We start from the raw sequence: 13,843 nt of genomic DNA, 5'->3' as shown, positions 1-13,843 counted from the left end.
GCTAAAACTCAAACTGATAGAGCAAATCGAGCGCCTGGTCTACGCCAGACACCGCTTCCAGATACAGCTTAGGCATCAGGCGATAGCGTAACGTGAGCGTCGCTAAAGAGTCAAAGATCCCCACGCCATATTTCACCTGCAGACCCGGCAATACGTAACCACTGACCACCACCTGGGAGGAATCACCCACCCCTTGCGTATCCAGAGCCAGATTACTTACGCCAAACGTCTCGCCGATTTTACCCACAACCTGACCACTTTGTGCAACCCCCATACCAATAAGCATAGATGTCATGGCCGCACTGTCACTCTGACCGCTGTCCAGCCCCTGCCCACGCACGAGGTAGGAGAGCGCTTCCTGCTGCGACATCGCCGGGTCGGAGAAGACTTCCGCCTTAGGCTGATCGGCTGAGCCAGTGACGCGAACGCCGGCGATCACATCATTTTCGGTAGAGTCTGGATTACGAATGGCTTCGATATTCAGCAGCGGCTGATCCGGCGGGCCGGAGAACAGCAGTTCGCCTTTACGCACGATCAAATCCTGGCCGTAAGCGTGGAAGCGCCCTTCCGGAATATTGATCTGCCCGTTCAGCCCCAGCCCCTGTTTATCCTGCGCCACCTTCAGGTCACCGGTCAGGCGCGCCTTCAGGCCGAATGCATCCAGACGGACGTTGTTGCCGACATGGATATTCAGGTTGCTGTTGATAGGGATCGACGCGGACTGCGTTTTCTCCGGCTGAAGGTTGCTGTTGAGCATCACTTCATCGCGGGAGACACCGACGGCGCTTTCCGGCACGTCTTTCACCACAATACGCGCCCATGGAATATCGACGTTACCATCCAGCGTGAACAGGCTTGGCGTGGCTTTAAATTCAACGTCCGGCGACACATCCAAGCGCACCATCGGCGGCACGGTAATACGAACCCGGCTACCTTTCGCGGCAATACGCGCGCGCCAGTTGTCTATCTGCCGCCAGTCCGCGTCGCCGTCCAGGCTAATTTGCCCCTGCTGGGTACGGATATCGCCCTGCAGCGTTGAGCTCGCGCCGTTGAAGTTCATGGTTATCTGACTTGGCTGCATGTCGAACGGCATAAAGTTGCCATCCACGTCGATACCGTTCAACTGCATCTGCCCATAGAGCAGCGGGCTTTGCACGTTGCCCCCCAAACGCAGGTTCGCGTTGAGCTTACCGTCCGCCTTTTCGCCACGGGAGAAAATCGGGTTAATCATCGCCAGCGAGAAGTTACGGATATTGACGTTACCGCCCAGGTTACGCCGCCCTTGCGGGTCGGTGACCTGTACCTGCCCGTCCAGTTGGCCGTTGTTGGTCAGGCGGATAAGCCAGCCCAGCTCGGCGCGGTTGTTGTGCAGGTCGGCGTTCAGATTCAGCGTATCGAAAGCCACCGGCAGCGGCGCATCGTTGACGATTTGCGTGACCTTCACGTTGCGCCCGGAGAGCGTCACTTTGCCCTGCGGCAACCCCTCTTTGGTGGTGTCCCAGGTGACATCGGCGTTGCCGCTGAACACGCCGCTCGCCTGCGTTGCTTCCGGCATAAACGGTTTGAGCATCGCTAAGTCGAAGCGGTTGAGGTTCACTATCGCGTGGCCTGCCGCCCCGGCATCAATCGTCTGCGGCACGCACAGCTCGGCGTTCGGGTTCACCCAGCAGTGCGGCCCGATGCTGATTTTCTGTTCGAGATTGCGGTAGTCCAGCGCGATATCGCGGTTGATGGACCACGGGCCAACCGGGGTCTGGAAGCGCGTATTGCTGAGTGCTCCCTTCCAGCGCTCTTCTTTGCGGTCGAAGCTGCCCGATAGCGCTAATTGGCCGGAGACCGGTTCACCCTGAATCTGCAGCTGCAACGCGTGCTGCTTCTCGTTGCCTTTGGCTGCCAGATGCACAAGGCCAATATTTACCCCCGGCTGGACGATGCGCTCTACGCGCACGTCAAGGTTACCGGCAATCTGGTCGGTGGAATTAACGTCGCCATCCACACGCACCTGAGCAATCGACAGCGCCTGCCAGCGTAGGCCGCGCGCGGTGATATCCGCCAGCAGCTGCGGTGCTTCCACCGTGCCGCGGATTTTCACCAGCCCTTTCGCCGTGCCGCCAAGGCCCGGCAGCATGTTGTCGAGCTTCGGCGCATCAATGTTGGCATCCAGGTTGAGGTCTTTCACCCCCAGCTCGCCCTTCACGTCGGCCGTGTTGTTACCCAGCGCCACGTGCAACCCAGGAATGGTCCACTGCATGTAGCTGTTGCCGCGCAGCGAACCATCGACGTTCACCTTGTTCTGTTTCACGTTGCCGGTGATTTTCACCTCCGGGACGTTCATCTGCCAGGTGCCGCCGTAGAGACTGCCGTTAGTTTTAATCAGACCATCCAGCTTCGATGGCCAATCCGGCGCCACCTTCGCGGTATTGATGCCACGGAGCGCCAGTTCGCCGCGCCAGCTGATCGCCTGCTGCCAGTCAAGCAGCGCGGTCAGTTCGGTTTTTCCCTCCAGCGCCGCTACGGTGAGCTTATCGAGACTCACCTGCCGCTCGTTACCTTTCGCGTCGATCGTGATATCCGCTGGCGGCACGCCCTGCCCTTTCACCGCAGTGCGGAATGAGAGCGTATAGTCGGTCATCTTGCCGCCGAGCTTCAGCTTCAGATCGTCGGCCTGATACTGCTTCTCACCGGTAAACGGCCAGTAAAGCTGTTTGCTGTTGATCTCAAGGTTGAACGGCAGCCCGGCTTCCGCCAACTGCGTCTGGGCGCGGAGGCTCATATCCACCGGGCCTGACAAATTTACGCCCAGCTCCAGCTGTTTGCGCACCTCGCCGCCCACTTTCAGCTTCACTTTCTCGCCCTTCAGCGGGTCGATGTTCAGCGTACTGTTGAGCGTGATGTCTACCGGCCAGTCGTTGATCAACTGCGCGGTCCCGCTGGCGTTTACTGTGCCCTGACTCGAGTCAACGTCCAGCGCATCGAGTTTCATATTGCCGTCGATGCTGCTCACCTTCAGCAGCATTTTGTAGACCGTCAGGTCAGTGTCGCCGGTAATGCGCAACTGCTCGCCGCTAAAGGACTCAATATTCAGGTTCAGCGGCAGATGAACATCGGTCATCTCCGGCAGCACCGGTTTGGAGAACAGCTCGGTCATGGTCTCGCCGAGCGGTTTTTCCTGCGGCTGCGGGTTGTCGATCTTCGGTTCAACCACCTCTTTTTGCGCCACGTCAGCGACCTTCGGCAGGGCAATCAGCAGCCCTTGCAGCGTGGTTGGCGTTAGGGTCAGGTTTTTATCCTGCCATGTCAGTCCGCTGGTAAAATCCATCACCGACACCGTGGTGTCATCAATCTTGATATTGACGCTGTTAAGCGCGAACCGCTTGAGGGTAATCGGGTACGGCGTGGAGAGGTTCAGCGGGCCGCTGTCCTCCTCTTTCACCGGCGCGGCGGGCGGCATTTTACTGCTGTCGATAGCCACGTTAATGTTGCTGAGCGCAATATCGTTCACGCACACGCTGCTATGCCACAGGCAGTTGAGATCCACCGCCAGGTGGAATTCTCCGGCATCTACCGCTACGCCCGGCTGGGTGTAGCGGACATTTTTCAGCGTCAGATCGCGCCAGCCGCCGGTCACTTTGCCAATTTCCAGCCCCGGTACCCAGCGGTTTGCCGCGTTAAACAGCAGATGTAACCCTGTCGTCGTGCCGACCAGAAACCCAACGATCCCCACCAGCAGTACGAGAAAAATCAGCACACCGAGGCTTATCTTCTTCCATAACGTCATAGTTCAGGCCCCAGTCCGATATAAAACTGCAATCCATGTTCATCTTTGTCGCCCACCGGAACGGCGAAATCGAGCTTAATAGGCCCAACCGGCGACTGCCAGCGTACGCCGACGCCCGCGCCTTTTTTCCAGTCGCTCTGGCGGATATCACTGACCGCTTCACCGCCGTCAACAAACACCGCGCCCCACCACTTCCCGGTCACGTTGTACTGATACTCCAGCGAGCCGGTAGCCAGTTTGGAAGCACCGATCAGCTTGCCGTTACCGTCACGCGGGGCGATCGATTTGTACTTATAGCCGCGAATACTGCGGTCGCCACCGGCGAAGAAGCGCAGGTCCGGCGGTACGCGGTCGAAGTCGCCGGTTTCAATCCAGCCCAGATTGCCGCGCATCACGAAGCGATGGCGGTCATAGAGCGTACGGATCCAGACGTTTTGTGCCTGAATCACCGAGAAGTCGACGTCCGAACCCCAGGCGGTGTTGGAGTAGTCGATGGAGTAACGCTGTGAGTCACCCCAGGTTGGCATCAGGCCGCCGCGCGAGCGGGTACGGCTGATGGAGACGCCAGGGTAGAACAGCATGGTGGTGTTGGTGACATCGGCCTGGGTAAAGTGGTCGAGGCTCCAGCGCAGGTTGATAGCGCGCTGCCAGCCGCTCGACAGATCCCAGAAGCGCGAGACGGCAAGCGTGGTGGAGTCCGCTTTGGTGTCGTTAAGGTCGGTACTTTTGAAACCGCCCTGCACCAGGTAATACTGCTCCAGCGGGTTCTTCAGCAGCGGCATTTTGTAGCTGAAATCCAACTGCTGTTCTGGCGCGGAGACGCTGACGCTGGTCGTCAGGCTGTGGCCGTAGGAGTTAACCCACGGTTTTCGCCACGAGGCTTTCACCCGCGGCCCCACGTCGGTGGAGTAGCCGCCACCCAGTTCAACGGTGTTTTCGCTGCGCGGCGAGACAACGCCATGCAGCGGTAGCACCTTCGTTTCCCGGGATTTATCAAATTCAGGGGCCACCACCACCGAGTTAAACCAACCGGTAGCAGAGAGGCGGCGGTTCAGTTCAGCGAGATCGCTGGACTGGTAATAATCGCCTTTTTTAAATGGCACCAGATGCTGCAAATACTCTTCGCGGATCTGCGAGCCTTCAAAGGTGACGTCACCAAAGCGATAGCGTTCACCGCTATCGTAGTCGATATCCCAGAACGCCTGATGACGCTCAAGCGACACGCCGAGCTGGCTCTTTTTAAATTCGCTATCAAAGTAACCTTTGCGAAGCGCCACGCTGGTTAGCGAGCTTTTAAAGTGGTCATAATCGCCGTGATCCAGAACGGATCCAATTTTCGGCCGGGTTTTCAGCAGCGCCAGATAATCGCTGTCGGTCCGCGCGCCGCCGCGCAGGATAACGTCGGTGCCGCCAATGAGCACCGGTTCACCGGGCGTGACTTTTGCCAGCAGCACCTGGCGGCCTTTGGCCGGCGGCGGCTTGAGTTCGAAATCGATGGTCGGCTCATAGTAGCCGAGGGCCTTCAGCCCTTCACGAATAGCATCATCGACGCGCGCGCGAAAACGACGATCGGCGGTGACTTCATCGCTGTCGATCGTCGAAAGCTGCGCACGCACGTTTTTTTGTAGCTCGCCTGTGAGCCCTTCAACCTGCAGACGGACGTTTGCTGCACTGGCAACACCGCTGGTCAGCAGCAAGCTCACCAAACATAACTGGCGGATTTGTCGCACATTTTCTCCTGAATATCCTTGTTCCCACCCCAACGGGAAACGAAAGCCCGCTCCGCGGCCACAACTGCGTTTTCACCATGACTGCGCTCTGAGGGCGCACGGTATTCAACGTCAGCGCAAAAAACCCACTCTTTGTCGGGTTGAAATAAAGACAGTACCCCAAATTATTCTTATGTTTAAATCTAGACGTATTCGGCGTGTTTATTGTGTTAAAAGACACGCCCGGTTACAACCTTAACGGAAATTACCGTACACCGGAGGCCTATCCCATGAGTCTAGCTGATAAAAAACACCTTGTATCTCAATCGGATGCATTACCCGGAAGAAATACGCCGATGCCGGTCGCCACGCTCAATGTTGTGACAGAACACTCAATGACGCACGTTCCGGAGGGGATGGAGGTCGCCTTATTCGCCATGGGCTGCTTCTGGGGCGTCGAACGTCTGTACTGGCAGATCCCTAGGGTTTACAGCACCGCAGCGGGTTACACCGGCGGCTATACGCCAAATCCAACCTACCGCGAAGTGTGCAGCGGCCAGACCGGGCACGCCGAAGCCGTACGCGTGGTGTATGACCCGACTGTCGTCAGTTATGGCGAGCTGCTGAAAGTGTTCTGGGAGAACCATGACCCGGCGCAGGGGATGAGACAGGGCAACGATCAGGGTACGCAGTACCGTTCGGCAATTTACCCGGTCACGCCGGAGCAAGAACAGGAGGCGCATGCCAGCCTCAAACAGTTCCAGGAGGCGATGCGCCTCTCGGGCGATGCACGCACCATCACCACCGAAATCGCCAACGCGAAGCCGTTCTACTATGCCGAGGATGAGCATCAGCAGTACCTGTACAAAAATCCGCACGGCTACTGCGGCATCGGAGGTATTGGCGTGTGCCTGCCGCCACAGCTACAGGGTTAACCGTCTAATGCCACGCGCGCCGCATGGCGCGTGGCGTTCGCCACTGTCCCGTAGTCCATGACTTTCCCCTGCAGTAAAAGGTTATAAACCGGTGCCTGCGGCCGGTTAAGCCGGGTTTGCAGCAGATGCACAGCCTCAATGCCGAGATCGCGGCACGGAACGCGAATACCGGTCACCGGCGTGATCAGGCTATTTTCCAGATTCCACGTAAAATCGGTGGTGATAAGAGAGATATCCTCGGGCACGCGCAGCCCATGACGCTGCAACGCCTTCATTGCCCCATCGGTCATGCTCGTACTATTGGGGAAAATAACATCCGGCCACAGGGTGCGATCGTGCGTCGTCAGCCACGTATCCAGCGCCCGCTCCGCTTCTTCCGCCGTGAACCACTCGGTGACCAGCAGGTCGTGCTGGGGGTTGAAAGGCACGTGGTGATAGCGATAGGCCTCTTTAATCCCATCCAGCCGAGCATAGAGCGTCTCCCTGCGCAGGCAGGTCATCGTTAGCACGCGCCGATGCCCTTGTTCAAAGAGATAGCGCATCGCGGTAAAGCCGATAGCCCGGTGGTCAGGCGAGACGCAATCCAGCGCCATTTCCCGGTCAATCGAGTTAATCAGCACACAGGGCTTATTCAGCGTGCTGGCCAGTTTGAGAATCGTGGGGTCATCCGTACCGATGATGACCACGGCATTGATGCTCTTCTGGCTGGCTTTTTCGAGGAATAATTTCACGTCTGCATGCTGTTCTTCCAGCGCACAGTGGCTGATCCAGACATCATGCGGTGCGCTGGCTTCAGCAATCCCTTTGGTGACTTCCAGATAAAAGCTATCGCCCCGTCCCTGGAATGTGCGCTCTGGCGCAAACACGGCAATACCATTAATCAGCAGCCTTCCATTGGCCAGCGAGTCCAGCACGCCCAACTGGCGGGCGCATTTCACTATCGCCTCCCGCGCCTTTTCGCTGGTATAGGATTTGCCGCTCAGCACCCGGGAAACGGTGCTGATGGAGTAACCGGTTTGGGCGGCAATTTCATCCATTTTTAGCTTGCCTGGCATTGTGTGACCTCGCTCGCAATCATATTTTGCAAATTTTTGCAGATGCAGTTTGCTGATTTTAAAACCCATTTTCAGTTTCCCGCGCAGATTCCTGCCCGGCCTGCGAGCATTCTCACAAATTCCGTTTGTCCGCTTTCCCCGCCTTCCCTATTTTCAGACTTCAGTCATTCCTATCACGGTTAAGGTGCAACATGGATAAGGTGCGTTTTGGCATTATCGGCGTGGGTAACATTGGTACCCTTCACGCCCGTTACCTGATGGCAGGTACGGTGAAAGAGGCCTGCCTGACGGCAGTGTGCGATAACGATCTCAGCAAGCATCCGGCTATTCGCCAGCTTGTTGGCGACGGCATTACGCTATTCGACGATGCCGAAACCATGCTGAAAAGCGGGCTGATCGACGCGGTTATCGTCTCCACCCCGCACTACGACCATCCTGGCCTGTCGATGATGGCCATGCGCCACGGTATCCATACCCTTTGCGAGAAACCGGCCGGAGTCTACACCGCCCAGGTGCGCGAAATGAACGAATACGCCCGCGGCTGCAACGTGGTGTTCGGCATGATGTTCAACCAGCGCCCTAACCCGCTGTATCAGAAAGTGAAAGATCTGATCGACAGCGGCGAACTGGGCGAACTGCGCCGCTCCAACTGGATAATTACCAACTGGTATCGCTCCCAGAGTTACTACAACTCCGGCGGCTGGCGCGCCACCTGGAAGGGCGAAGGCGGCGGCGTGCTGCTGAATCAAGACCCGCATCAGCTCGACCTCTGGCAGTGGCTGGTCGGTATGCCGGTGCGCATGCGCGCGTTCTGCCAGTTCGGCAAACACCGCGATATTGAAGTGGAAAACGACGTCACCGCCTATGCCGAGTACGCCAACGGCGCAACCGGGGTCTTTATTACCACCACCGCAGAAGCGCCGGGCACCAACCGTCTGGAAATCACCGGCGATCGCGGCAAAGTGGTGGTGGAAGAAGGTCGCCTGCGCTTCTGGCGTCTACGCGAGTCCGAACCGGAATTCAACGCCCGCTGGCAGAACGGCTTTGGCGAGCCGGAGTGCTGGGAGGTCATTATCCCGACTCCGCCTGAGAGCAGCGAGCACCACGTAGTCACCGCCAACTTCTGCGATGCCGTACTGCACGGTAAACCGCTGATTGCCCCCGGCACCGACGGCATCCGCGGCCTGACGCTCTCTAATGCTATGCACCTTTCCACCTGGACCGACGACTGGGTCAATCTGCCGTTTGACGAGGCGCTGTTCAAAAAGCTGCTGGATGAGCGCATTGCCACCTCCGTTGAAAAACAGGTCGAAAGTAAAACGCTGGATGCCTCCGGCACCTGGTAATCCGCCTCAGGAGAGACACATGTTACGCATTGCGATAGTGGGAACCGGGAACATCTCCCACAACCATATTCAGGGATATCAGGAATTTGCCGACCGCTGTCAGATAGTCGCGCTGGTCGATATCTACCCGGAAAAAGCGCAGGAGAAGAAAGCGCGCTACGAGCTGACGGACGCTACGGTGTTCAGCAGCCATCAGGCGCTGCTGGAGTCTGGCCTTGAGGTCGATATTGTCGATGTCTGCACCCCGCCGTACGTGCATGCGGAAATCAGCATCGATGCCCTAAACGCCGGTAAACACGTACTGTGCGAGAAGCCAATGGCGGCGTCGCTGGAAGAGTGCGACGCGATGATCGCCGCCCAGCGCGCCAGCGGCAAAATCCTCTCGATCATCGCCCAGAACCGCTTCACCGACGCCTTCTGGCGCTTAAAGCAGGTGGTGGACTCCGGCGAGCTGGGGAAAATCTGCCACGCGCAGGTGGACTCGTTCTGGTGGCGCGGTCACTGCTACTACGACCTGTGGTGGCGCGGTACCTGGGAAAAAGAGGGCGGCGGCTGCACCCTGAACCATGCGGTGCACCATATCGACGCCATTCAGTGGATGCTGGGCTTCCCAACGGAAGTGGTGGCGATGATGACCAACGTTGCCCACGATAACGCTGAAGTGGAAGACCTTTCCGCCGCCATCTTCCGCTACAGCAGCGGCGCGCTGACACAGTTGACCGCCTCGGTGGTACATCACGGTGAAGACCAGAAAATCGTGATTCAGGGCGACAAAGCGCGTATCTCCGCCCCGTGGGACGTGTGGGCCAGCGTCTCCGCCGATAACGGCTTCCCGCAGGAGCAGCATAACGACGAGCTGGAAGCGCGGCTGGACTCACTCTTTCGCAATACGCCAAAGCTCACATACACGCTGCACACCGGGCAGATTAACGACCTGCTGAACGCGGTGGAACAGCATGGTGAACCGCTGATTGACGGCGTACAGGGTAAACGCTCGCTCAAGCTGATTACCGCCATCTATCAATCTTCCATTACCGGGCGCGTCGTGACGCTGCCCGTCAGCCCGGATGAGCCCTGGTATAAAACCGGCGGCCTGGTTTCCCTCGCCCCACACTTCTACGAGAAGGCGGCATCGGTCGAAAACTTCAGCGAAGTGGGCGCGATCCCGTTGGGTAAAGATCTGGACAAAGGAGCATAAACATGAGCATCAAAGACGGTATGAACTACGCCCCGGTGGGCAAACCACAGCCGGTTGTTGGCGAGGGCGAGTTTATTATTGCGGCGGCGGCGTTAGACCACGGCCATATCTACGGGATGTGTAACGGTCTGATTGAAGCCGGTGCGACGCTGAAATGGGTTTATGATCCGGACCCGGCAAAGGTTGATAAGTTTGTGCAGCAGTACCCGCAGGCGCAGGTTGCGCCGACGCTGGAAACGATTTTAAACGACAGCAACGTCCAGCTCGTTGCCGGAGCGGCGATTCCGTCCGAGCGCTGTGCGCTGGGGCTGAAGGTGATGGACGCTGGGAAAGACTACTTCACCGATAAAGCCCCGCTGACCACGCTGGCGCAGCTTGAAGCCGCGAAGCGCAAAGTGGCAGAAACCGGGCGTAAATACGCGGTGTACTACAGCGAGCGCCTGCACGTGGAAAGCGCGGTCTTTGCCGGGCAGTTGGTTGCCGAGGGCGCGATTGGCCGCGTGATGCAGACGCTGGGCGTCGGCCCACACCGTGAAGGCACCGGTCGCCCGGACTGGTTCTACGAAAAAGAATTCTTCGGCGGCATTCTGTGTGACATCGGTAGTCACCAGATTGAGCAGTTCCTGTTTTATACCGGCAACAGCGATGCGCGCATCGTGGCAAGCCAGGTTCGCAACGTGAACCATCCGCAGTATCCGCAATTTGAAGATTTCGGCGATGCCATGCTGGCGGGCGACAACGGCGCCACCGGCTACTTCCGCTGCGACTGGTTCACGCCGGATGGCCTCACCAGTTGGGGCGATGGCCGCTTAACGCTGCTCGGCACCGAGGGTTATATCGAAATCCGTAAGTACGTCGATATCACTCACGGCGAGCAGGACGTGGTTTATCTGGTCAACAAAGAGGGCGAGTTCCGCTATCCGGTGGCGGGCAAAGTAGGTTTCCCTTATTTCGGCGAGCTGATTCGGGACTGCCTGAACCGCACCGAAAACGCCATGACCCAGGCGCACACCTTTAAAGCGGCCGAGCTTTGCGTGAAGGCGCAAATGCTGGCGAACGCGGTGGAATAACAGGAGGCCGAAATGAAAACACGTCATGCGGCCATTATCGGCTGCGGCGCCATCCATACCTGCCACGTAGACGCGCTGCGCCATGTGCCGGGCGTTGTCCTGCGCGCGATTGTTGATATTGATAGCGCCAAAGGAAGCGAGCTTGCGGCCGATTATGGCTGTCATTTTTATCAGGACTATCGCGAGATGCTGCTGGATGACGCCATTGACGTGGTGCATATCTGCACGCCGCACTACCTGCATAAACCGATGATCCTTGCCGCGCTGGCGGCAGGGAAACAGGTTTTCTGCGAAAAACCGGTAGTGATGAACCCGCAGGAGGTCAACGAGATTCAGGCGGCAGCGACGCGCCACCAGCGTCGCGTGGGCGTCTGCTACCAGAACCGCCTGAACCCCACCAGCTTAGCCATTCAGCGCTGTATCACCGACGGTACGTTGGGCAGCCTGCGTGCCATCAAAGCGGTGCTCACCTGGTCGCGCTCCGGGGAGTACTATGCCGCCAGCCCGTGGCGCGGTAGCTTTGCCACCGAAGGCGGCAGCTTGTTGATTAATCAGGCGATTCACACACTGGATTTGATGCAATGGTTTGGCGAGGGGATCAAGAGCCTGAAGGGGGTCGTCGACAGTGCCTGGCTTGCCGACGAGATTGAAACGGAAGATAGCGCGATGGTCACCCTGCGCTTTCACAGCGGCGCACGCGGGCTGTTTTACGCCAGCAACAGTCATATCAGCGACTCGCCGCTGCTGCTGGAACTGGAGTTTGAACGGGGAATGCTGCGCCTGACGGACAACGTGTTGTGGCAGTTCAGCGACGACAAACGTACGCAGCTTGCCAGCGATGCCGCGCCCGATGGCATCGGCAAAAGCTACTGGGGAATCGGCCACCGACTGGCCATTCTCCACTTTTATCAGGCATTAAACGATCCCGCCTCTGCAGACTTCTGCGATATTGCTGAGGCGGCCAAATCATTACAGATGGTTAATGCTATTTACCACTCGTCACTATTGAGGAAATGGGTGAATATAAACTAGCGATCGTCATCCGATTTTTCCTGCTGTCAATAATATAAGGTGCAGGGGTAACTCTGCACTGACACCCTACCAGTACAGGAATAATAATATTATGGTTAAACCAACCGAACGCCGCGTTGGCTATGGCACCGCTATCGGCTACGGCGTAACAGATTTATTTGGCGGCGGCGCATTTGCCGTTATAGGAACCTGGCTTTTATTCTTTTACACCACCTATTGTGGCCTGAGCGTTTTAGAAGCCGGGTCAATATTTGCCATTGCTCGTATTATTGATGCGATTTTAAGTCCGGTAATGGGCTATATCACGGATAACTTTGGTAATACCTGGCTTGGCCGCAGATTTGGCCGTCGCCGCTTCTTCCTGTTGATAAGCTCCCCGCTGATGTTTCTCTACGCGCTGGTGTGGATTACCGACATGAACTACTGGTACTACCTGGGTACCTACCTCTCTATTGAACTGCTTTCCGCGATGGTTCTGGTGCCGTGGGAAACCCTGTCCGCCGAAATGACCAACCGCTTCAGCGAGCGTACGCGTCTCTCTGGCGTGCGCATGATGTGCTCTGCCCTTGGCGGTTTCCTGGCGGTATCCGTACCGGGTATTATTATGCAGTACACCGGAAAAGATAATTCATTAACCTACACGTTAACCGGGATTGTTTTTGCGACCATTTATTGCATCGCCGTATTTACCACCTGGGCTTGTACCTGGGAAGCGAAAGATGTTCGCGAAGAGTATGAATTTCAGCCGGATAATCACCGCAGCAGTGGTCTTTTAAACCATTTAAAGTATCTGGTTATCGATCTTATTTCCTCATTCAAAATCAGAATATTTCGCCAGCATATTATCATTTACATCTGCTCATTTACCGCGATGGATATTTTTGGTTCGGTATTCACCTATTACGTGGTTTACGCCTTGCATCACGATACCGAAATGGTTTCCGGGCTATTAAGCATTGCCGCTTTTGTTTCGATTCCCGGCACCTTCGGCTTTATGATGCTGATGAATAAATTTAACCTCACGCCTTCGGCAGCGCTGAGGCTCTCGTACGGCAGCATCATGGTGGTGCTGGCGTTTCTGTTTATCGTTTATATCGGTAATTTGCAGGTACCGACGCTGCTGTTTTCCGCCGTGTTTGTGCTGCTGGGGCTGGCGAAGGCCGGGCTATATTACATTCCCTGGAACATCTATAGCTTTATTCCTGACGTCGATGAAATTGTCACCCGCCAGCGCCGTGAAGGGATCTTCGCAGGCGTGATGGTACTAACGCGTAAAAGCACCGTGGCGCTGGCGATTATGCTGATTGGCATCGTGCTGGAAGAGAGCGGCTTCGTGAAAGGCGGCGGCGCACAGCCTGCCAGCGCCCTGCACGCCATCATCGGCCTGATGGTGTTCGCCACCGCCGGGATGCTGGCCATCAGCTTCTACATGACTTACCGCTTTAAGCTGACGCAAAAGACGCACAGCCTGCTGATCAAAGAGGTGGCGCGACGGAAGTTAGGGGGGAATGCGGAGGACTGCGACCAGGAGACGCGCGAGGTGATTATGGCGCTGACGGGGTATGGCTATAACGAGGTGTGGGACGCAAAGCAGCAAGGGCACGAGAAAGGTAAATCGCTCGCGACCAGCGGATAATCTCAGTCACACCGTAGGCCGGATAAGCAAAGCGCCATCCGGCAAAACCCGCGTATATCGCCGGATGGTGGCGTCAAAGCCTTA

9 protein-coding genes are annotated in these 13,843 nt (G+C 57.1%); 6 read left to right on the top strand and 3 right to left on the bottom strand.

The features are described from left to right. Position 1: 1 nt before the first annotated feature. Together tamB and tamA are read right to left on the bottom strand one after the other, a co-directional pair. Positions 2–3,778 (bottom strand): autotransporter assembly complex protein TamB, encoded by a 3,777-nt coding sequence (gene tamB, locus HII27_RS17910; protein WP_185669134.1) that lies wholly within the window; start codon positions 3,776–3,778, stop codon positions 2–4. Beyond that, positions 3,775–5,508 (bottom strand): autotransporter assembly complex protein TamA, encoded by a 1,734-nt coding sequence (gene tamA / locus HII27_RS17905; RefSeq protein ID WP_185669133.1) that lies wholly within the window; start codon positions 5,506–5,508, stop codon positions 3,775–3,777. The genes tamB and tamA overlap by 4 nt, the downstream gene beginning before the upstream one ends. A 269-nt stretch (positions 5,509–5,777) precedes the next feature. On the opposite strand from tamA, the gene msrA reads away from it, so the two are divergent. Further along, positions 5,778–6,422, top strand: coding sequence for a peptide-methionine (S)-S-oxide reductase MsrA (gene msrA / locus HII27_RS17900; protein WP_185669132.1), 645 nt, complete (start codon positions 5,778–5,780; stop codon positions 6,420–6,422). On the opposite strand, the gene HII27_RS17895 is transcribed toward msrA, so the two are convergent. After that, entirely contained in the window at positions 6,419–7,477 is a 1,059-nt protein-coding gene (locus HII27_RS17895) for a LacI family DNA-binding transcriptional regulator (RefSeq protein WP_185669131.1), read from the bottom strand. The genes msrA and HII27_RS17895 overlap by 4 nt on opposite strands. 191 nt (positions 7,478–7,668) lie before the next feature. Here HII27_RS17895 and HII27_RS17890 point away from each other — a divergent pair, with 191 nt between their 5' ends. From HII27_RS17890 to HII27_RS17870, 5 genes are all read left to right on the top strand, one after another. After that, the gene (locus tag HII27_RS17890) at positions 7,669–8,823 is read left to right on the top strand and encodes a Gfo/Idh/MocA family protein (RefSeq protein WP_185669130.1); all 1,155 of its coding nucleotides are present in this window, start codon (positions 7,669–7,671) and stop codon (positions 8,821–8,823) included. A 19-nt stretch (positions 8,824–8,842) separates the two neighbouring features. Then, positions 8,843–10,021, top strand: a complete 1,179-nt coding sequence (locus HII27_RS17885; protein ID WP_185669129.1) for a Gfo/Idh/MocA family protein — start codon at positions 8,843–8,845, stop codon at positions 10,019–10,021. A gap of 2 nt (positions 10,022–10,023) precedes the next feature. Further along, complete coding sequence (locus tag HII27_RS17880; protein WP_185669128.1) at positions 10,024–11,091, top strand: Gfo/Idh/MocA family protein; 1,068 nt, start codon at positions 10,024–10,026, stop codon at positions 11,089–11,091. A 12-nt stretch (positions 11,092–11,103) separates the two neighbouring features. Beyond that, positions 11,104–12,123 (top strand): Gfo/Idh/MocA family protein, encoded by a 1,020-nt coding sequence (locus tag HII27_RS17875; protein WP_185669127.1) that lies wholly within the window; start codon positions 11,104–11,106, stop codon positions 12,121–12,123. 91 nt (positions 12,124–12,214) lie between these two features. Next, positions 12,215–13,759, top strand: coding sequence for an MFS transporter (locus tag HII27_RS17870; RefSeq protein ID WP_185669126.1), 1,545 nt, complete (start codon positions 12,215–12,217; stop codon positions 13,757–13,759). Positions 13,760–13,843: the final 84 nt, after the last annotated feature.

It is taken from the genome of Kluyvera sichuanensis (assembly GCF_014218705.1).
Lineage (GTDB): Bacteria > Pseudomonadota > Gammaproteobacteria > Enterobacterales > Enterobacteriaceae > Kluyvera > Kluyvera sichuanensis.
This window is presented reverse-complemented; position numbering and strand designations above follow the sequence as displayed.